General features: G+C 71.0%; 17 protein-coding genes and 1 tRNA gene. 7 read left to right on the forward strand and 11 right to left on the reverse strand.

All coding sequences use genetic code 11. The annotated features are described in order from the left end of the window. Positions 1–127: 127 nt before the first annotated feature. Positions 128–2,290 (reverse strand): MMPL family transporter, encoded by a 2,163-nt coding sequence (locus ABZ070_RS19790; protein WP_356635543.1) that lies wholly within the window; start codon positions 2,288–2,290, stop codon positions 128–130. 122 nt (positions 2,291–2,412) lie between these two features. Beyond that, the gene (locus tag ABZ070_RS19795; protein ID WP_356635545.1) at positions 2,413–2,985 is read right to left on the reverse strand and encodes a TetR/AcrR family transcriptional regulator; all 573 of its coding nucleotides are present in this window, start codon (positions 2,983–2,985) and stop codon (positions 2,413–2,415) included. 225 nt (positions 2,986–3,210) lie between these two features. Between ABZ070_RS19795 and ABZ070_RS19800 the strand changes: the two genes are divergently transcribed. After that, positions 3,211–6,519: a S41 family peptidase gene (locus tag ABZ070_RS19800; RefSeq protein WP_356635547.1), complete on the forward strand. Its 3,309-nt coding sequence runs from the start codon at positions 3,211–3,213 to the stop codon at positions 6,517–6,519. 61 nt (positions 6,520–6,580) lie between these two features. Here ABZ070_RS19800 and ABZ070_RS19805 read toward each other — a convergent pair whose 3' ends face one another. After that, positions 6,581–7,207, reverse strand: a complete 627-nt coding sequence (locus ABZ070_RS19805; RefSeq protein WP_356635584.1) for a MerR family transcriptional regulator — start codon at positions 7,205–7,207, stop codon at positions 6,581–6,583. Between the two features lie 177 nt (positions 7,208–7,384). On the opposite strand from ABZ070_RS19805, the gene ABZ070_RS19810 reads away from it, so the two are divergent. The 4 genes from ABZ070_RS19810 (at position 7,385) to ABZ070_RS19825 (ending at position 11,119) form a co-directional block, all read left to right on the forward strand. After that, the gene (locus ABZ070_RS19810) at positions 7,385–8,968 is read left to right on the forward strand and encodes an NAD(P)/FAD-dependent oxidoreductase (RefSeq protein ID WP_356635549.1); all 1,584 of its coding nucleotides are present in this window, start codon (positions 7,385–7,387) and stop codon (positions 8,966–8,968) included. Further along, positions 8,965–9,906 carry an alpha/beta hydrolase gene (locus ABZ070_RS19815; protein ID WP_356635551.1) on the forward strand — a complete coding sequence of 314 codons (942 nt, stop codon included), beginning with the start codon at positions 8,965–8,967 and terminating at the stop codon, positions 9,904–9,906. Before ABZ070_RS19810 ends, ABZ070_RS19815 begins: the two co-directional genes overlap by 4 nt. Beyond that, positions 9,903–10,784 carry an SDR family oxidoreductase gene (locus tag ABZ070_RS19820; RefSeq protein WP_356635553.1) on the forward strand — a complete coding sequence of 294 codons (882 nt, stop codon included), beginning with the start codon at positions 9,903–9,905 and terminating at the stop codon, positions 10,782–10,784. Before ABZ070_RS19815 ends, ABZ070_RS19820 begins: the two co-directional genes overlap by 4 nt. 104 nt (positions 10,785–10,888) lie before the next feature. Then, the gene (locus ABZ070_RS19825; protein WP_356635555.1) at positions 10,889–11,119 is read left to right on the forward strand and encodes a hypothetical protein; all 231 of its coding nucleotides are present in this window, start codon (positions 10,889–10,891) and stop codon (positions 11,117–11,119) included. A gap of 82 nt (positions 11,120–11,201) precedes the next feature. Here ABZ070_RS19825 and ABZ070_RS19830 read toward each other — a convergent pair whose 3' ends face one another. Continuing rightward, complete coding sequence (locus ABZ070_RS19830) at positions 11,202–11,999, reverse strand: exodeoxyribonuclease III (RefSeq protein WP_356635557.1); 798 nt, start codon at positions 11,997–11,999, stop codon at positions 11,202–11,204. A 50-nt stretch (positions 12,000–12,049) separates the two neighbouring features. On the opposite strand from ABZ070_RS19830, the gene ABZ070_RS19835 reads away from it, so the two are divergent. Together ABZ070_RS19835 and ABZ070_RS19840 are read left to right on the forward strand one after the other, a co-directional pair. Beyond that, complete coding sequence (locus ABZ070_RS19835; protein WP_356635559.1) at positions 12,050–12,538, forward strand: GNAT family N-acetyltransferase; 489 nt, start codon at positions 12,050–12,052, stop codon at positions 12,536–12,538. Positions 12,539–12,649: 111 nt separating this feature from the next. Then, positions 12,650–13,591, forward strand: coding sequence for a peptidase (locus tag ABZ070_RS19840; protein WP_356635561.1), 942 nt, complete (start codon positions 12,650–12,652; stop codon positions 13,589–13,591). A 476-nt stretch (positions 13,592–14,067) separates the two neighbouring features. Here ABZ070_RS19840 and ABZ070_RS19845 read toward each other — a convergent pair. From ABZ070_RS19845 to galU, 7 genes are all read right to left on the reverse strand, one after another. Further along, positions 14,068–14,141: transfer RNA gene (locus ABZ070_RS19845), tRNA-Ala, on the reverse strand. Positions 14,142–14,241: 100 nt separating this feature from the next. Beyond that, entirely contained in the window at positions 14,242–15,333 is a 1,092-nt protein-coding gene (glpR, locus tag ABZ070_RS19850) for a gephyrin-like molybdotransferase receptor GlpR (protein WP_356635563.1), read from the reverse strand. Between the two features lie 135 nt (positions 15,334–15,468). Then, positions 15,469–16,098, reverse strand: coding sequence for a GNAT family protein (locus tag ABZ070_RS19855; protein WP_356635564.1), 630 nt, complete (start codon positions 16,096–16,098; stop codon positions 15,469–15,471). Beyond that, positions 16,095–16,601, reverse strand: a complete 507-nt coding sequence (locus tag ABZ070_RS19860) for a MogA/MoaB family molybdenum cofactor biosynthesis protein (protein ID WP_356635566.1) — start codon at positions 16,599–16,601, stop codon at positions 16,095–16,097. Before ABZ070_RS19860 ends, ABZ070_RS19855 begins: the two co-directional genes overlap by 4 nt. Continuing rightward, positions 16,598–17,107 carry a cyclic pyranopterin monophosphate synthase MoaC gene (moaC, locus tag ABZ070_RS19865; protein WP_356635568.1) on the reverse strand — a complete coding sequence of 170 codons (510 nt, stop codon included), beginning with the start codon at positions 17,105–17,107 and terminating at the stop codon, positions 16,598–16,600. Before moaC ends, ABZ070_RS19860 begins: the two co-directional genes overlap by 4 nt. 72 nt (positions 17,108–17,179) lie before the next feature. After that, entirely contained in the window at positions 17,180–18,481 is a 1,302-nt protein-coding gene (glp, locus tag ABZ070_RS19870) for a gephyrin-like molybdotransferase Glp (RefSeq protein ID WP_356635570.1), read from the reverse strand. After that, on the reverse strand, positions 18,478–19,389 hold the full coding sequence (gene galU, locus ABZ070_RS19875) for a UTP--glucose-1-phosphate uridylyltransferase GalU (protein WP_356635572.1): 912 nt from the start codon (positions 19,387–19,389) through the stop codon (positions 18,478–18,480). Before galU ends, glp begins: the two co-directional genes overlap by 4 nt. Positions 19,390–19,467: the final 78 nt, after the last annotated feature.

Genomic DNA, 19,467 nt, shown 5'->3' on the forward strand with positions numbered 1-19,467 from the left:
GTATCCGCCGGGCCCCTGCCCGGCGGATACGGCCTGTGTCGCGCGACGGCCCCCGTCCCCACGGTGTCGTCGCGTCGTCCGGGGGCGCTCTTCCCGCGGCGCGCAGCGCCGGTGGACCCCCGGAGGATCAGACGCGGACCAGCTCACGCTCCTCGTCCGGGTCGGCGGAGGCGCCGAGCTCCTTGTGCAGCTTCTCGCCCTCCACGTCGACGTTGGGCAGCGCCCGGTCGAGCCAGCGCGGCAGCCACCAGGCCTTGTGGCCCAGCAGGGCCAGCACCGCGGGGACGATCGCCATACGGACCACGAAGGCGTCGAAGAAGACGGCGATCGCGAGACCGAAACCGATCATCTTGACCATCTGCTCGCTCGAACCGATGAAGCCGGAGAAGACGGCGATCATGATGACGGCAGCGGCGGTGACCACACGGGCCCCGTGACGGAAGCCGGTGACGATCGCCTCGCCCGGCCGTTCGCCGTGGACGTACGCCTCCCGCATGCGCGTGACCAGGAAGACCTCGTAGTCCATGGCCAGACCGAAGACCACGCCGACCATGAAGATCGGCATCATCGACATGATCGGACCGGTCTGCTCCACGCCGAACAGCGAACCGAGCCAGCCCCACTGGAAGACGGCCACGACCGCGCCGAGCGCCGCGACGACCGAGAGCAAGAAGCCGAGGGCGGCCTTGAGGGGCACGAGCACCGAGCGGAAGACGACCATCAGCAGCAGGAAGGCGAGGCCCACGACAAGCGCCAGATAGGGCAGCAGCGCGTCGTTCATCTTCTGCGAGAAGTCGATGTTCATCGCGGTCGCGCCGGTGACCAGGACCTCGTCGCCGGTCTTGTCGCGGATGTCGTGGACCAGCTCCTCGGTCGCCGCAGAGGACGGCCGGTCCTTCGGGATGACGGTGATCACCGCGGTGTCACCGGCCTTGTTGAAGGCCGGCGGGGGGACGGGGAGGGCGCCGTCGAGACCCTCGACGGTCGCGACCGTACGGTCCGCGGCCGCCTTGCCCCCGTCGACCACGACCATCAGCGGGCCGTTGAAACCGGGACCGAAGCCGTCCGACAGCAGGTCGTACGCCTTGCGCTGCGTCGTACTGGCGGGCTGGGAGCCGTCGTCGGGAAGGCCCATCTCCAGCGAGGCGGCCGGCACGGCGATCGCGCCGAGGCCCACGACGCCCGCGAGCAGCACCGCGACCGGGCGGCGCAGCACGAAACGGGCCCAGCGGGTTCCCGCGTTCGGCTTGTCGGAGACCGGCTTGCCCTTGCGGACCTTGCGGCCGAGGACGCGCTTGCCCGCGAAGCCGAGGAGTGCCGGTATGAGGGTGAGCGCGATCAGAACGGCGATGACGACCGTGCCCGCCGCGGCGAAGCCCATCTTGGTGAGCATCGGAATGTTGACGACGGCGAGCCCGACGAGGGCGATGACGACGGTCAGACCGGCGAAGACCACCGCGGAGCCGGCGGTGCCGACGGCCCGGCCGGCCGCGTCCTCGCGCTCCCGGCCCTCCGCGAGCTCCGCGCGGTAGCGGGAGACGATGAAGAGCGCATAGTCGATGCCGACCGCGAGACCGATCATCGTCGCGAGCGTCGCCGTGGTGGAGCCGAGGTCGAGGACGTTCGCCAGCGCGGTGATCGTGGAGATGCCGATACCGACACCGATGATCGCCGTGAGCAGCGGCAGTCCGGCGGCCACCATCGAACCGAAGGTGATCACCAGGACGATGCCGGCGACGACGACTCCGATGATCTCGCCCGCACCGGTCTCCGGGACCGCCTGCAGCGCGTCACCGCCGATCTCCACCGTGAGACCCGCTTCGCGTGCCTCGGTGCCGGTCTCCTCGAGCGCCTCACGGGTCGCCTCGGTCAGCTCCATCGAGTTGACCTTGTAGGTGACCGACACGTAGGCCGTGGAGCCGTTCGCCGAGATGGCCTTCGTCGTGTACGGGTCGTGGACGGTGGCGATCTGCGGGGAGCCGGCCTTCAGCTCGGAGACGGCCTTGTCCACCTCCGCCTTGGGGCCCGCGTCGGTCATCTTCCCGCCCTCGGGGGCCTTGAAGACGACCCGGGCGGTGGCGCCGTCGGCGCTGCCGCCGGGGAAGCGCTCCTCGAGCAGGTCGAAGGCCTTCTGGGCCTCCGTCCCCGGGATGGAGAAGGAAGACGACGTGGCGGTCGACGCAGTGGCCGCGCCGAACCCGGCGACGGCGAGCAGCGCCACCCACAGCAGGGCGACGAGACGGCGGCGCCGGAAGGCGGACCGTCCTAGCTTGTAGAGAAACGTGGCCACGAGGGCTACTCCCGTGAATGAGGGTGAACAGGGCAAGGGGAGCCGGCCCGACGACGAGAGCGGCGCGCGTCAGGTGCTGTGCGGTGGTGCGGCGGGGAGAGGTGTGCCGTGACCCGGGGAGGTCAGACGCCCAGGGCGGGGAGGACCACGGCGTCGAGATAGTGGGTGAGGAAGGCTTGGTCGGGTGTGCGGTCCTCGATCAGCTGCCGGGCGACGACCGCGCCGACCAGCATGTGCGGCACGTACCCCAGCGCGGGGTTGTCCGCCCTGACCTCGCCCCGGTCCACGGCCCGTCGGAGCACTGTGTCGAGTCCGGTGATCTCGGGCTCGATCAGCAGCTCCCGCAGGGCCTCGTGCAGATCGGGGTGGGCGTGTACGGCCTGGGCCAGGCCCCGCATCAGCGCGGAGTCCTTCTCCATCTGGCAGTTGTCCGTGCGCCCGATCATGGTGTGGAAGTCGCCGCGGAGGCTTCCGGTGTCGATGTCACCGACATGCACCGGCTTGTTGTTCCTCAGCGCCGTGGCGACCAGCTCGGGCTTGCTCCGCCACTGGCGGTAGAGCGTCGCCTTGCTGGACCGCGTGCGGTTCGCCACGGCGTCCATGGTCAGGGCGTCGTAGCCGACCTCGCGCAGCAGGTCGAGCACTGCTTCGTACAGCTCTGCCTCGCGCTCGGGGGTGAGCCGGCTGCGTGTCATGTCGGCCTCCCGTCGCAGACGAACGAAACTGTTTCGTACACATGGACCATACCCCGCGCCGCCAACGAAACGAAACCGTTTCGCTTGTGGCCTCGGTCACGAACACCGGTCCGGACCGGTCGCCGACACCGGCCACGGCCCCAGGGCGGCCCGTACACAAGATCGGCCCCGATTCACCCCCGCCCACGAGTTGCCGCGCCCCTGCCACGCGGAAAGCATTGGAAGGTGAGCGACGACGTGGCGTATCTCCGGTTCCCGCACCTGCACGACGACTTGCTGTGCTTCGCCGCCGAGGACGACCTGTGGGTCGCGCCCCTGGCGCCGGCAGGGCACCCGCCCGGCCGGGCCTGGCGGATCACCGTCGACCGCACCAGAGTCGGCCACCCGCGCTTCTCGCCCGACGGGCAGCACATCGCGTACACGAACTGGCGCAGTCTCGACCCCGAGATCCATCTCGCCCCCGTCGACGGCGGCCCGGCGCGCAGGCTCAGCTACTGGGGCTCCACCGACACCCGGGTCTGCGGCTGGACCCCCGACGGCCAGATCCTCGCCGTCTCCTCGCACGGCCAGCCGTTCTCCTACTTCTCCTGGGCCTACAGCGTCCCGACCGACGGCTCCCCCGGCGGCAGGCTCCCCTGGGGGCCGGTCTCCGACATCGCCGTCACCGACGAGTCGGAGGGCCCCTCCCAGGCCGGCGGCACCGGGTGCGAGCGCCGGACGCTGCTGCTCACCGGCAAGCCGCCCCACGAACCGGCTTCCTGGAAGCGCTACCGCGGCGGGGCGACGGGACGGCTCTGGCTGCACGGCGAGCAGCTGCTGCCCGACCTGGACGGACACCTGGACTGCCCGATGTTCATCCGCGGCGACGGCTCCGCGCGGTGGTCGGAGGACGACGGACGGATCGCGTTCCTCTCCGACCACGAAGGCGTCGGCAATCTCTACTCCTGCCGGCCCGACGGAACGGGTCTGCTGCGCCACACCGACCACGACGCCTTCTACGCCCGGCATGCCTCGAGCGACGGCCGCCGGGTCGTCTACCAGTGCGCGGGCGACCTGTGGATCGTCGACGACCTGTTCTCGCCGGACTCCCGGCCGCGGAAGCTGGAGGTACGCCTCGGCGGGCCGCGCGCGGGACGCCGCACCTACCAGGTCCCGGCGGCCAACCACGTGGACGCGATCTCCGTCGACGAGACAGGCCGGGCCAGCGCCGTCAACGTACGCGGCAGCCTCTACTGGCTCACCCACCGCGACGGGCCCGCCCGCACGATCGCGGACACCCCCGGCGTGAGGGTCCGGCTGCCGGAGATGCTCGGCAGCGGCGGCCAGGTCGCCTACGTCACCGACGCCGAGGGCGAGGACGCCGTCGAGATCGCATACCTGCCGCGGGCGTCCGGCGACCGCGCACCGCGCCGGCTCGCCTCGGGAGAACTGGGGCGCGTACTGGAGCTGATCTCCGACAGCGACGGCGAGCGGATCGCGATCGCCGCGCACGACGGCCGGCTGCTCCTCCTCGACACCGCGGACGAATCCACCGGCGAAGTGGCGGAGCTGGTCCGCTCCGCCAACGGTCCCGTACGGGACCTGGCCTTCTCACCCGACGGGAACTGGCTGACCTGGTCCCATCCCGGCATCGGCCGGTCGCTGCGCCAGATCAAGATGGCCCGGATCGCCGACCGCACGATCGTCGACGTCACCAACGGGCGCTTCGAGGACGAGAACCCCGTCTTCACGCGCGACGGGCGGTATCTCGCCTTCCTCTCGTGGCGCGGATTCGACCCCGTCTACGACGTGCACACCGGCGACCTGTCCTTCCCGCTGGGCTGCCGCCCCTACCTGGTGCCGCTGTCCTCCGCGACGCCCTCGCCGTTCGCGCTCACGCCGGAGGGCCGGCCGGCCGCCGGCGGCCTCGACCCGCTGGAGGAATCGCCGGACAGCATGGTCCTCGTCGAGACCGAGGGCCTGGAGAACCGGGTGACACCTTTCCCGGTCGCCGCCTCCAAGTACTCGGCGCTGCACCCGGTGGCCGGTGGCGGACTCGTCTGGCTGCGCTGGCCCATCTCGGGCGCGCTGGGCGAGACGTTCGTCAACCCGGCCGACACCTCCGGCAGGCCCACGCTGGAGCACTTCGACATCTCCAAGGCGCGCAGGACCGAACTCGTCGACCACCTCGACAACTTCGCGGTGAGCGGCGACGGCAGCCGCCTGGTCGTCGTCGACGAAGGCGACCTGCGTGCCGTACCGGCCACCGAGTCCGGCGACGGCGACTCGACCGTCTACCTCGACCTCCGCCGCATCCTGCACGAGGTGGACCCGGCATCCGAATGGCGACAGGCCTACGAGGAGGCGGGCCGTATCGTCCGCGCGTACTTCTGGGAACCCGACATGTGCGGCATCGACTGGGGCGGGGTGCTGGATCAGTACCGCCCGCTGGTCGAACGGGTCGCCTCTCCCGACGAGTTCGCCGATCTGCTGCGCGAAGTCCTCGGCGAGCTGGGCACATCCCACGCGTACGTCACCGCGGCGCGCCGCAACGAAGGACCGGCTCACTACCAGCGCGCCATGGGCCTGCTCGGTGCGAACCTGGTGTGCCGGGAAGGGAAATGGGTGGTCAACCGGATCCTTCCCGGTGACTCCTCCGACTCCAAGGCCCGCTCCCCGCTCGCCGGCACCGGCATCAGGGACGGCGCGGTCCTCACCCACGTCGACGGACGCCCGGTGGACCCGCTGGCGGGGCCGTTCCCGATGCTCGCCGCGGCGGGCGGTACGACCGTCGAGCTGACGTTCCTCCCCGCGGAGGGCGAGGCCCGCCCCCGCCGGGTCGCGATCGTCCCCCTGATCGACGAGCGGCCGCTGCGCTACCAGGACTGGGTCGCCAAGCGGCGGGCCGTGGTGCGGGAGGCGAGCGACGGCAAGTGCGGCTATCTGCACATCCCCGACATGGGCGGCTCCGGCTGGGCGCAGTTCAACCGTGATCTGCGCATGGAGGTCTCGCGCCCGGCACTCATCGTGGACGTGCGCGGCAACGCGGGCGGCCACATCAGCGAGCTTGTCATCGAGAAGCTCACCCGCAAGATCCTCGGCTGGGACCTCACCCGCGACGCACAGCCGGTCTCGTACACTTCCAACGCGCCGCGCGGACCGGTCGTCGCGATCGCCGACGAGGCGACGTCGTCGGACGGGGACATGATCACGGCGGCGTTCAAACTGCTCGGTCTCGGCCCGGTGGTCGGCACGCGTACGTGGGGCGGCGTCGTCGGCATGACCGGGCGGCACCGGCTCGGCGACGGCACGGTGATCACGGTCCCGATGAACGCGGCCTGGTTCGACGCGTACGGCTGGTCGATCGAGAACCACGGCGTGGAACCCGACCTGGACGCGCTGCGTACGCCGCTGGACTGGGCGGAGGGACGCCACGTGGGTCTCGACGACGCCATCGAACTGGCCCTGGACCTGCTGAAGTCGGCACCGGCGGCGCTACCCCCGGACTACTCGAAGGCTCCCGACCTCCGTCGGCCGCCCCTTCCGCCGCGCTGACGGTTCCTCAGGGCCCTGAGACCGTCCGCGGGGGCCGGGACCCACGGCGCTCGGGGACCGCTCAGGCGGACGGTGGTCTGCGCAGCCGGCGGTCCATCGCCATGGAGAGCTCCGCGTCCACCACGCTCTTCGCGAGCGGGCGGAGCTTCTCCAGCCGGTCGTCGGCACTGTGTTCCGTCAGCATGCCGACGAAGATCTCGGCCAGGGCGTCCGCGTGGGTACGGACCCGGCGGCCCGCCTCCAACACCGCCGCCAACGGCACCCCTTCCCGTACCAGCGCGGCCGAGACGTCCAGCAGCCGGCGGCTGATGTGGACGATCTCCTCGCCGTCGGTCGCCAGATAGCCGAGTTCGAGCGCGGTGGCGAGGTTCTCGGGAGTGACCTCGCCCTCGAAGTAGTCGGCGAGCACCTCCGGCGAGAGCCGCACCGGCGTCTCCTCCGTCGGTTCGCCGAGGCCCAGCACCTCGCCGACATCCCGTCCGCTCTCGAAGGCGGTGGCGAGGTCGGCGATGCCGTTGAGGGTGTGGCCGCGCTCCAGCAGGGCGGCGATCGTACGCAGCCTGGCCAGGTGGTGTTCGCTGTACCAGGCGATCCTGCCCTCGCGGCGGGGTGGCGGTATCAGCCCGCGCTCGCGGTAGAAGCGCAGGGTGCGCACCGTGATCCCGGCCTTCTCGGCCAATTCCTCCATGCGGTACTCGCGCGCTTTCATCACACCGGAAGCCTATGTTGTACCACCGGTAACTTGTCGGGTCGTACCCCTACCGCCGGGTAGCGAGCTGCTCTACCCTCCCAACCATGCCAGTGATTGCTGGCAACATTTCTGCGTTCGGTTCGGGACGTTCGGATGTTCAGTGGGAGGCGCGGCATGGGCCAGCAGCACGAGCATGTACGAGTGGCGGTGATCGGATCCGGATTCGGCGGCCTCGGAGCTGCCGTCCGGCTGCGCCGCGAGGGGATCACCGACTTCGTCGTCCTGGAGCGCGCGGACTCGGTCGGCGGCACCTGGCGGGACAACAGCTACCCGGGATGCGCCTGCGACGTACCGTCGCACCTCTACTCGTTCTCCTTCGCGCCCAACCCCGACTGGCCCCGCACCTTCTCCGGCCAGGAGCACATCCGGGCCTACCTCGAGCACGTCGCCGACACGTTCCGGCTCCGCTCCCATCTGCGCTTCAACCACGAAGTGCTGATGATGCGCTGGGACACCGACAAGCTGCGCTGGGAGATCGAGACGTCGCAGGGCACACTCACCGCCGACGTCGTCGTCTCCGCGACCGGACCGCTGTCCGACCCGAAGATGCCCGACATCCCCGGGCTCGCCGACTTCCCCGGCAAGGTCTTCCACTCCGCGCGCTGGGACCACGACTACGACCTCCGCGGCAAGCGCGTCGCGATGATCGGCACCGGTGCGTCCGCGATCCAGATCGTGCCCTCGATCCAGCCGGAGGTCGGCAGGCTCACCCTGTTCCAGCGCACGCCGCCGTGGGTCATGCCGCGCATGGACCGCAGGATCTCCGGCCCCGAACGCTGGGTGCACCGGCAGCTGCCGTTCACCGGCGCCGCACGGCGCGGACTGCTGTGGGGCATCCGGGAGCTGCAGGTCCAGGCGTTCACCAAGCGCCCCGACGAACTCGGCCTGATCGAGCGGCTCGCCAAGGCCAACATGGCCAAGTCGATCAAGGACCCGGCGCTGCGGGCCAAGCTCACGCCCTCGTACCGCATCGGCTGCAAGCGCATCCTGCTCTCCAGCACGTACTACCCGGCGCTCGCCCAGCCGAATGTGGATGTCGTCGCCTCGGGTCTGACCGAGGTGCGCGGCTCGACAGTCGTCGCAGCGGACGGCACGGAGACCGAGGTCGACGCGATCGTCCTCGGCACGGGATTCCATGTCACCGACATGCCGATCGCCGAGCGGGTGGTCGGAGCGGAAGGGATCACGCTGGCGGAGGCGTGGAAGGACGGCATGGAGTCGCTGCGCGGCGCGACCGCGGCCGGCTTCCCCAACTGGATGACGATCATCGGACCCAACACCGGGCTCGGCAACTCCTCGATGATCCTGATGATCGAGTCCCAGCTGAACTACATGGCCGACTACATGCGGCAGTTGAACCTGCTCGGCGAAGGCTCCGCTCTGGCGGCCCGGCCCTCGTCGGTCCACGCGTGGAACCGCCGCGTGCAGGAGCGGATGAAGCGGACCGTGTGGAACACCGGCGGCTGCACCAGCTGGTACATGGACGCAAGCGGCCGCAACACCACCATCTGGCCGGGCACGACGACCGAGTTCCGCCGCGCGACGCGGCACGTGGACCTCGCCGAGTACGAGGTGGTCCGGGCCGGCCGTACGCAGCAGGAGCCCGCCGCCGGCGGCACGAAGGCAGCGAAGACCCCGAAGAGCGCCCAGGCCACTCAGACTGTCTCGACCACCAAGAACCCGGAGGCCGTCGCATGAGCCGGCTGCTGCACCGCGCCGACGCCCCGCGCGTCGCCGACCGCGAACTGACCGCCGTCTCCGCCGACGGGGCGCGCATCCATGTAGAGGTGCACGGCCCCGACGGGGGCACCTCCCAGGCTGCCGGAGGCTCTGGGGGAGCCCCCACGGTCGTGTTCGCCCACGGCTGGACCTGCTCCACCCTCTTCTGGGCCGCACAGATACGGGACCTCGCCGCCGACCACCGCGTCGTCGTCTACGACCAGCGTGGCCACGGCCGTACACCGGCGGGGGCGGTCGGCACCGAGCAGCTCGCCGACGACCTGGAGGCCGTGCTCGAAGCGGTACTGGAGCCGGGCGAGAAGGCCGTGCTCGCCGGGCACTCCATGGGCGGCATGACGCTGATGGCCGCGTCCGGCCGGCCCGCCTTCCGGGACCACGCGGCCGCCGTCCTGCTGTGCAGCACGGGCAGCGCCCGCCTGGTCGACGAGTCGCTCGTCCTGCCGATGCGGCCGGGGCGGCTCCGCACCAGGCTCACGCACCTGATCCTCGGCGCCCGCGCCCCGCTCGGTCCGGTGACACCCGTCTCCCGGCGCATCCTCAAGTACGCGACCATGGGCCCCGGTTCCGCGCCGGAGCGGGTCGACGCGTGCGCCCGGATCGTCCACGCCTGCCCGCGCACCGTGCGCGTGGCGTGGTCGCGCGTCCTCGGTGAACTGGACCTGGACAAGGGTGTGCGCGCGCTGGACGTGCCCGCGATCGTGATCGCCGGCACCGCCGACCGGCTCACGCCGGCCGTGCACGCCAAGCGGCTGGCCGCCGAACTGCCCGAGTGCCTCGAGCTCGTGGAGCTCGCGGGGGTCGGGCACATGAGCCCGGTGGAGGCCCCCGAGGCCGTCACCGGCAAGATCCGTGAACTGGTCGACACGTACCTGAACGCCAAGGAGGAGGCCGCATGAGCAGGGTGAGCCTGGAGGGACAGGTCGCTGTCGTCACGGGCGCGGCGCGCGGCGTCGGCGAACTGCTGGCCCGCAAACTGTCCGCGCGGGGCGCGAAGGTGGCGCTGGTCGGCCTCGAGCCCGACGAACTGAAGAAGGTCGCGGCGCGGCTCCACACCGAATGCGACCACTGGCATGCGGACGTCACCGACCACGAGGCGATGGCCCGGGTCGCGCAGGAGGTCAAGGAGCGCTTCGGCAAGGTCGACATCGTCGTCGCCAACGCGGGCGTGGCGTCCGGCGGGCCGTTCCTGCACTCGGATCCGGTCGCCTGGCGGAGGGTTGTCGAGGTCAACCTGATCGGCAGCGCGGTGACGGGCCGGGCGTTCCTGCCCGTACTCCTCGAGAGCCGTGGGTACTTCCTGCAGATCGCGTCCCTCGCCGCGATCACTCCGGCGCCGCTGATGTCGGCGTACTGCGCGTCGAAGTCGGGCGTGGAGGCGTTCGCGCACAGCCTGCGCGCCGAAGTCGGCTACCGGGGCGTGCGAGTCGGTGTCGGGTACCTGTCGTGGACGGACACCGACATGGTGCGCGGCGCCGATCAGGACGACGTCATGCGGGAGTTGAGGCAGCGGCTCCCGTGGCCGTCGAACCGCACCTATCCGCTCGGGCCCGCCGTGGACCGGATCGTCGCCGGCATCGAGCGGCGTTCCTCGCATGTGTACGCGCAGCGGTGGCTGCGGGGCATGCAGTCGATCCGCGGCTTTCTGCCCACTGTCATCGGGACGGTGGGGCAGCGCGAGATGCGCCGCTTCGAGCCGCGTCTGGGCAACGTCTCAACGGGCCTCGTGGGGGCCGGAGGGGCCGCTGACGAGGCAGTTCGCACGGAGAGCCACTGAGCGTCACTGATCAAAATGCGCGCTTTGTCCCTGCATGCAACGCTGGTCGCAGCCCCGGGGGCAGTCGCCCCCGACCCCCACACCCCTCTTAGGAGTGACACTTCATGGGCATCTCGGACCAGTTCAAGGACAAGGCGCAGGAGCTTGCGGAGCAGGCGAAGCAGAAGGCCGGCAAGGGCGACCCGTCGCAGCGCGGGCAGCGCGGCCGCGAGGAGTTCCCCGAGCGTGGCCGGCCGGGCCGTGAGCAGAACGGCCGTCCCGAGGAGGCCGTGCGCGAGCGTGGCGAGGACGCCATGCGCGACCGGCGCGACAGGCTCGAGGACTACGACGCCTGACGAGGCGCCGTAGCAGGCCTGCGGACGAGGGGCGCACCCGCAACACGGCGGGTGCGCCCTTTCCGTGTCCCCGGGCGGTGGGTCAGCTTTCGTAGACGGCCGTCACCGGCGCATGGTCCGACCAGCGCTCGCCGTGCGTCGCCGCCCTCTCCACCCAGGCCTTCACCGCGCGCTTCGCCAGACCGGCCGTCGCCACCTGGTAGTCGATGCGCCAGCCCGTGTCGTTGTCGAAGGCGCGTCCGCGATAGGACCACCAGGTGTACGGGCCCTCCTGATCGGGATGCAGGGCGCGGACCACATCCACGTACTCCGCCTCGTCGAAGACGCGGCCGAGCCACTCCCTTTCCTCCGGCAGGAAGCCGGAGTTCTTCTTGTTGCCCTTCCAGTTCTTGAGGTCGGCCTCTCGGTGGGCGATGTTCCAGTCCCCGCAGACGACGACCTCGCGGCCGTCCGCCGCCGCGCGCTCCCGCAGCTCCTTCAGGTACGGCAGGAACTCGCCCATGAAGCGCGTCTTCTCGTCCTGTCGTTCCGTGCCCACCTCGCCGGACGGCAGATAGAGGCTCGCGACCGTGACGCCGGGAAGGTCGGCCTCGACGTACCGTCCGCTGCCGTCGAACTCGCTCGAGCCGAATCCGATCCGCACCGCGTCCGGTTCGCGCCGCGTGTAGAGGGAGACGCCCGCCCGGCCCTTCGCCTCGGCCGGCGCGTGCACCGTGAACCAGCCCTCGGGGTCGCGCACGTCGGCGGGGAGCTGATCCGCCGTGGCGCGTACTTCCTGGAGGCAGATCGCGTCGGCGGTGGTCGCGGCCAGCCACTCGGCGAAGCCCTTCTTGGCGGCGGCCCGGAGACCGTTCACGTTCACGGAGGTCACGGTGAGCATCCCGGCACCATACCGGCCGAGAGCATTCGCATACACGTACGCTTCTGGGCATGCATGTCAGAACTGTGGGCTTCGGCCACCCCGATGCCGTGAAGCTCAACGACCAGGTCCAGCTGGAATACGTGGAGCGTTACGAGGACGGAGACGGTGACGCCACACCGCTCGACGCGTCGATGTTCGTCCCGCCGAGTGGCCTGTATCTCATCGCGTACGACCCTCTGGACCGCCCCGTCGCGTCCGGCGGCTGGCGCACCCAGGACGAGAACTCGGAAGGGTACTCGGACGGGGACGCCGAGCTCAAGCGCATGTATGTGATCCCCGAGGCGCGCGGCCTGGGCCTCGCCCGCCGCATCCTCGCCCTCCTCGAGGACGACGCCCGCGGCGCGGGCCGGACCCGCATGGTCCTGGAGACCGGCGACATGCAGCCGGAGGCGATCGCGCTCTACACGTCCTGCGGCTATCTGCCGTGTGCCAAATTCGGCCACTACCGCGAGTACGAGAGCAGCGTCTGCATGGCCAAGCCTTTGACGCGCCCCTGACATAGTCACGGGTTTCGTGGCACTCTGCCTCACGCACGTCGATCCGCACAGTCCTGTCCCCCCAACCCGCCCGGGTCATCTCACGGGCGGGCACGGCAGAAGGAGACATGCGTGAGACGCCACCGCTTCGCCGCCTCGGTCCTCACCGCCGTCGGCGCCCTGCTCGCCGGGGCACTGTCCGCCACCGCGGCGGACGCCGCCCCCTCCCACTCACCCGCCCCCGCGTCCTTCGCACCGAAAGCGGCGGCCAAGGGCTTCTGGACCGCCGAGCGCATGCGCGACGCCACGCCGCTCGACCTCGTCCGCCGCGCCCCCGGCTCCCTCAAGGCACCCGTACCGGGCGGCGAGGAGACCGTCGTGGGGCCCACCTCCTTCCCCCAGGCCGGCGGTCCGTGGACGGGCGGCGGCTCGGTGGTGAAGACGTCCGGCCGGGTCTTCTTCACCTTCCAGGGCCGTACCGCCTCCTGCTCCGGCAACTCGGTCACCAGCCAGAACGGCAGCACGGTCATCACCGCCGGCCACTGCGTGAAGTACCAGGGCTCCTGGCACACCAACTGGGTTTTCGTCCCCGGCTACGACAACGGCCAGGCCCCCTACGGCCAGTGGAGCGCGACGAAGATCCTCGCCACCGACCAGTGGGCCGCGAGCGAGGACATCAACTACGACGTCGGCGCCGCCGTCGTAGCCCCACTGAACGGCCGGACCCTCGCCGAGACGGTCGGGGCACAGGGTCTGAAGTTCAACGGCGGCTACAACAAGCCGATGTACGCCTTCGGCTTCCCGGCGGCCGCCCCGTACGACGGCAGCAAACTGATCCACTGCAGCGGAAACAGCTCGAAGGACTTCCTCTTCTCCAAGGACCACAGCCTCGGCTGCAACATGACCGGCGGCTCCAGCGGCGGCCCCTGGTTCGAGTCCTTCGACGAGGCCACCGGCACGGGCCTGCAGACATCGGTGAACAGCTTCGGCTACACGTTCCTGCCGAACCGCATGTTCGGCCCGTACTTCGGCAACGAGGCGAAGGCGGTCTACGACAAGGCCCAGGTCTCCTGATGCGGTGAGGGCGCCGCCGTTCCGGCGAACGAGCAGGAGGGCCCCCTTTCGGGCCCTCCTCTCCTCCGGCACCTCACCGAGTGGTCACAGCAGCCCGGGCTGCTGCCCGAGCCGGCCTGCCCCTGCCTGCGGCGCGGCACCCCGCAGTCCACGCCTCCAAAAGGTGTGGGCGCCGGGCCGGGCTCGGCGACGGCATACCCGACTCAGGCCGGCCCGCACCGATGCCGGTGGCTTCGGTCAACTCACCTTCGCACCCGTGGCGATGACGAAGAAGCAGGGCTTGCGTGGCGAAGGCCACGGCAGCAGGCGGGGCGCCGCGGAGGGGGCGGGCTCTGTCGCGCCCCTAAAGGCGGCTCGACCGGCAACGCTCACCGTCTCGGATCCAGTTGCCGTGCTCGGCCGCTCCGCCAAAGGCACGGCTCCAGCAATGGCGAGAGCCCCAGTCGGACGAATCCGACTGGGGCTCTCAGCTGCGGTGGACCTGTGGGGATTTGAACCCCAGACCCCCTCGATGCGAACGAGGTGCGCTACCAGACTGCGCCACAGGCCCTTGCAACGAGTGAAACTCTAGCATCCCGATCGGGGTGCTTGGAAATCCGTTCCGGCGCTGGTCACCCGGCTGGTCACCAGCGCCGTCCCGGCGGGCGGCGTCACTCGTTGGCGGCGCGCGGCCGGTCCTCGTCCGCGTACTGGTCGAAGAGCGGTGTGCGGCCGCGGTCGCGGGTGCGGCGCTGCTGGGGCGTGCGGCGACCCGAAGGCGCGTCGGCAGGCGGGCCGGGGGTCTCGCGCTGCGGCGGAACCGGCTCGGCCGTCGAGGAACGGGCGGCGCTCCAGGTCTCCGGGTCGCTCACGTCCACGCCGCTCGAGGCGCGCGGCGCCACCGGCGCGGTGACGTACGTCGGCAGCGGGACCGGGACCGGCTCCCAGCTGTCGCCGGTCGCCGGACCGCGCTGACGCTGCTGGTCCACCCACTCCGCGTGATCGGTCTGCTCGACCAGCGCCCGGCGGCCCGCCTCCTGCGGGGAGAGCTTCGGCTCGAGCTCGGGCTCGGCGTGCGCAGGCTGCTCTGCGGCGGGCTCGGCCGCCGCCTGGTGGCGGCGAGGACGGTTCTCGCGCAGCCGTTGCGCCGCGGCTTCCGCGCGCCGCCGGTCCATCGTGAAGGCGAAGCGCCGCCGCTCCTGGGCGCGCATCTGGACGATGTAGGCGCTGAGAAGCACCGCCGGGACGGCCGGTGCCCACAGGAAGCCGAGCCCGCCGACCGCCGCGGCGATCGCGCCGAGGGTGAAGGCGAGGAAGAGGATCGTGGTCGTCCGTCTGCGACGGGCGAGGACCCTGCTGCGCCGGGCGCGCTCCGCGGCGGCCCGGTCGGGCCGCTGACGCGGCGCGGGGCGCCGGGCGGGGATCCGGCCGGCGGGCCGGTCCTTCGCCTCGGCGCCTTCGGGCGCGTCCTGCCGGATTTCGGTGCGGGGCGCGGCGAAGGCCCGGACGTCCACGGAACTCAAACGATCCGTGTCGGCATCCGGGTCCACGTCGTGCTCGGGCTGCTCGACGGTGCGTTCCCGCAGCTCCTTGGCGTACCGGCGCTCCATGGCCGCTCGTCCGGACAGGAGCCGGATGGCGGTGGAGAAGCGTTCCGTCGGACGGGCTTCGTTCAGCTCGTCCTGCCTGCGGAGCCACATCGGCACCAAGTAGGCGGCCCAGGCCCCGACGATGACTGCGTAGATGAGGCCGCTGCTGCTCACGCAACACACCGTAGAGGGATTTGCACAAGGGCATCCGCCAATTGGCCCGGTGTGTCGCACGATCTGGCTGATATCACGGACTTTTTTTGTGATTGTTCAGACCGCTTCAGGCCCACGGCGATCAATTTCGAACACTTATTTTATTTCTCTGGCCGTTCCGGGTCGTGCCTGGTGCCAGCGGCGGAGCAGTCCCTCCGGCACCTCCTCGGCGGTCAGCGCAAAGACGAGATGGTCGCGCCAAGCACCGTCGATGTGGAGATAGCGTGGTCGCATCCCCTCTTCCCGGAATCCGAGTTTCTCGACGACCCTGCGGCTGGGCCCGTTCTCGGGCCGAATGCAGACCTCGATCCGGTGCAGTCCGACGGCGCGGAAGCAATGGTCCACGGCGAGGGCGACAGCGGTCGGCATGACGCCGCGGCCCGCGACACTCCGGTCGACCCAGTAGCCGACATGGCCCGAGCACATAGAGCCCCAGGTGATCCCGGCCACGGTGAGCTGGCCGACGAGCCTGCCCTGGTACTCGATCACGAACGGCAGCATCCGGCCCGCGTTCGCCTCCGAGCGCAGGTGGCGGACCATCTGCCGGTAGGTCGGGCGCTGGATGACCGGCCCCCCGGGCGCGGGCGGCGGGATCGTCGCCTCCCAGGGGCGCAGCCAGTCGCGGTTGCGCCGGTTGACCTCGCGCCAGTTCCGCTGATCGCGCAGTTTTATCGGGCGGAGGGTGACATCACCGTCCATCAGAACGACCGGCCAGATGGCGCTCATGACGGTCTGGGATGGTCGCCGCCGCGCAGCTGGTCGACGGCGTGGCGAAGGATCTGCTCCAGCACGGCGAGGCCGTCCCGTACGCCTCCGGTGGAGCCCGGAAGGTTGACGATCAGGGTCCGGCCGGCGACTCCCGCGACGCCTCGCGACAGCACGGCGGTGGGGACCTTCTCGCGCCCGTACGCACGGATCGCCTCGGGGATGCCGGGGACCTCGTGGTCCAGCAGGGCGCGGGTGACGTCGGGGGTGCGGTCCGTCGGCGAGACACCGGTGCCGCCGGTGGTGACGATCACGTCGTACCGCTCGGCGACACCCCCGCGCAGCGCCTCACCGACCGGGTCGCCGTCGGGGACGACCCGCGGGCCGTCGACGGCGAAGCCGAGTGCGGTGAGCTTCTCGGCGACGATCGGGCCGCCCTTGTCCTCGTACACGCCCGCCGAGGCTCGGTTGGAGGCCGTGATCACGAGCGCTCGGTACGGGGCCGTGGCGTGGGCGGCGGTCATGCCTGCGCTCCTTCTGCTCCCTCGCGTCCCTCGCGGGTCCAGTCGCCGGACTTGCCGCCGGTCTTCTCCTCGACGCGAATGTCGGTGATGACCGCCGCCTTGTCGACGGCCTTCACCATGTCCACGACGGTGAGGGCGGCGACCGAGACCGCCGTCAGGGCTTCCATCTCGACGCCCGTGCGGTCGGTCGTCCTGACCGTGGCCGCGATCTCGACCGCGTCGTCGGCGACGGCCAGGTCGAGCTTCACGCCGGAGACGGCGAGGGGATGACAGAGCGGGATGAGGTCGGGCGTCCGCTTCGCGCCCATGATCCCCGCGATCCGCGCCGTCGCCAGCGCGTCGCCCTTGGGGACGCCCTCGCCGCGGAGCAGCTCCACGACGTGCGGCGAGACCAGGACGCGGCCGGTGGCGCGCGCGGTGCGGGCGGTGACGTCCTTCCCGGATACGTCGACCATGCGGGCCGCCCCCGCCTCGTCGATGTGCGTCAGCCTGCCGTGCGTGCTCATGTGCGCCTGTGCTCCCGGTCCGGTCCCGTCAGGGCCTGTGTGGTCAGACACGCTACCGCCACAGGGGGCCGGTCAGCCCAGGAGGACCACTCCTACCTCCGCCCCGGCCTCCACCGACGTATCGGCCTCCGGGACGACGATCAAGCAGTCGGCGTGGGCGAGCGCCGCGACGAGGTGGGATCCGGAGCCACCCACGGGGGTGACGCTGCCGGACTGCGCGTCGTACTTGCCGCGGAGGAACTGACGCTTGCCGGCCGGCGAACTCAGCGCCCCGTCGGCCTTGAGGACGGCGCGAGCCGTGGGCCGGTGCACGTCCGGCAGGCCCATCAGGGCCCGGATCGCCGGGCGGACGAAGAGCTCGAAGGAGACGTACGACGAGACCGGGTTGCCGGGCAGGGCCAGCAGCGGCGTGCGCTCCGGGCCGATGGAACCGAAGCCCTGGGGCTTGCCGGGCTGCATGGCGAGCTTGCGGAAGTCGATCCCGCTGCCCGGCTCGTCCTCGTCGCCGACCGACGAGAGCGCCTCCTTGACCACGTCGTACGCGCCGACGCTCACGCCGCCCGTGGTCACCAGCAGATCGGCGCGGATGAGCTGGTCCTCGATGGTGGCGCGCAGGGTCTGTGCGTCGTCGGTGACGGCGCCGACCCGGTAGGCCAGCGCACCGGCGTCCCGTGCGGCGGCGGCGAGCGCGAAGCTGTTGGAGTCGTAGATCCTTCCCTCGGTCAACTCCTCGCCCGGCTGGACCAGTTCGCTGCCGGTGGACAGGACGACCACGCGCGGGCGGGGGCGGACCCGGACCGTGCCGCGGCCGATCGCGGCGAGCAGACCGATCTGCGGCGGCCCGAGGACGGTGCCCGCGGCCAACGCCAGGTCGCCCGACTGCACATCGCTGCCGCGGGCGCGCACATGGGCGCGCTCCGCGACCGGCCGGTGGACGCGGACCTCGCCGCTCGCGCCCTCCGGCGCCTCGCCGGCGGGGCGCATCGTCTGCGCCGCTCCCTCGCCGCTGCCGCCGTCGGTCCACTCGACGGGGACCACGGCCTCGGCGCCGGGCGGCAGCGGGGCTCCGGTCATGATGCGCGCGGCCTGGCCGGGTCCGACGGTGGGCAGTCCCTCGCTGCCGGCGGCGACGTCGCCGATGACGGTGAGGACGGCGGGGGACTTCTCCGTGGCGCCCGCGACATCGGCGACCCGGACCGCGTAACCGTCCATGGAGCTGTTGTCGAACGGCGGCAGCGCGACCGGGACGGTGACGTCCTCCACGAGGACACAGCCCTGCGCGTCGGGCAGCTGCATCTCGATGGGGTCGAGCGGCCGGATCGCGGCGAGGATGTCCTTCAGGTGGTCGTCCACCGACCAGGTCGCACTGCTCACTTGTCCTGCATCTCCTCGGTCACGAAAGTGCGAAGCCAGCCCCGGAACTCCGGGCCCAGGTCTTCACGTTCGCATGCGAGTCGGACAATGGCACGCAGATAGTCACCGCGGTCGCCGGTGTCATAGCGGCGGCCCTTGAAGACCACGCCGTGCACCGGGCCGCCGACCCGCTCGTTCTCCGCGAGCTTCTGGAGGGCGTCGGTGAGCTGGATCTCGCCGCCGCGGCCCGGCTCCGTCTCCCGCAGTATCCCGAAGACCGCCGGGTCCAGGACGTAGCGGCCGATGATCGCCAGGTTGCTGGGCGCGTCTGCCGGGTCGGGCTTCTCCACCAGGTCGGTGATCTTGACGACGTCGCTCTCGCCGGTGGGCTTCACGGCGGCGCAGCCGTAGAGGTGGATCTGTGCCGGGTCGACCTCCATCAGCGCGATCACGCTGCCGCCCTCGCGCTCCTGGATCTCGACCATGCGCGCGAGCAGGGGGTCGCGGGGGTCGATCAGGTCGTCACCGAGGAGGACCGCGAAAGGCTGGTCACCGACGTGCGGCGCCGCGCACAGCACGGCGTGACCGAGGCCCCGCGGGTCGCCCTGGCGCACATAGTGCATGGTGGCGAGGTCGCTGGACTCCTGGACCTTGGCGAGCCGTCCGGCGTCACCCTTGCGGGAGAGCGCCTCCTCCAGCTCGTAGTTGCGGTCGAAGTGGTCCTCGAGCGGGCGCTTGTTGCGGCCCGTGATCATGAGCACGTCGGAGAGGCCGGCCGAGACCGCCTCTTCGACGACGTACTGGATGGCGGGCTTGTCGACCACAGGCAGCATCTCTTTGGGAGTGGCTTTCGTGGCAGGCAGGAACCGGGTACCGAGGCCTGCGGCAGGGATGACAGCCTTGCTGATCCTGGAGTGCGACTGAGTCATGCGCAGCACCCTATCCGTTGAGTATGGGCGGAAGATGATGCTCCGGTTAACTTCATCCGCATAACGACGTGTACGAGA

Origin of the sequence: Streptomyces sp. NPDC006283 (genome assembly GCF_040613325.1) — a bacterium.
Classification (GTDB): Bacteria; Actinomycetota; Actinomycetes; order Streptomycetales; family Streptomycetaceae; genus Streptomyces.

Excerpts from the sequence above, each read along its gene's own strand:
- ABZ070_RS19795 (WP_356635545.1), bottom strand. The coding sequence starts at position 2,985 with ATGACACGCAGCCGGCTCACCCCCGAGCGCGAGGCAGAGCTGTACGAA.
- ABZ070_RS19805 (WP_356635584.1), bottom strand. The coding sequence starts at position 7,207 with ATGGAGGAATTGGCCGAGAAGGCCGGGATCACGGTGCGCACCCTGCGC.
- ABZ070_RS19810 (WP_356635549.1), top strand. The coding sequence starts at position 7,385 with ATGGGCCAGCAGCACGAGCATGTACGAGTGGCGGTGATCGGATCCGGA.
- ABZ070_RS19815 (WP_356635551.1), top strand. The coding sequence starts at position 8,965 with ATGAGCCGGCTGCTGCACCGCGCCGACGCCCCGCGCGTCGCCGACCGC.
- ABZ070_RS19820 (WP_356635553.1), top strand. The coding sequence starts at position 9,903 with ATGAGCAGGGTGAGCCTGGAGGGACAGGTCGCTGTCGTCACGGGCGCG.
- ABZ070_RS19825 (WP_356635555.1), top strand. The coding sequence starts at position 10,889 with ATGGGCATCTCGGACCAGTTCAAGGACAAGGCGCAGGAGCTTGCGGAG.
- ABZ070_RS19830 (WP_356635557.1), bottom strand. The coding sequence starts at position 11,999 with ATGCTCACCGTGACCTCCGTGAACGTGAACGGTCTCCGGGCCGCCGCC.
- ABZ070_RS19835 (WP_356635559.1), top strand. The coding sequence starts at position 12,050 with ATGCATGTCAGAACTGTGGGCTTCGGCCACCCCGATGCCGTGAAGCTC.
- ABZ070_RS19855 (WP_356635564.1), bottom strand. The coding sequence starts at position 16,098 with ATGAGCGCCATCTGGCCGGTCGTTCTGATGGACGGTGATGTCACCCTC.
- ABZ070_RS19860 (WP_356635566.1), bottom strand. The coding sequence starts at position 16,601 with ATGACCGCCGCCCACGCCACGGCCCCGTACCGAGCGCTCGTGATCACG.
- moaC (WP_356635568.1), bottom strand. The coding sequence starts at position 17,107 with ATGAGCACGCACGGCAGGCTGACGCACATCGACGAGGCGGGGGCGGCC.
- galU (WP_356635572.1), bottom strand. The coding sequence starts at position 19,389 with ATGACTCAGTCGCACTCCAGGATCAGCAAGGCTGTCATCCCTGCCGCA.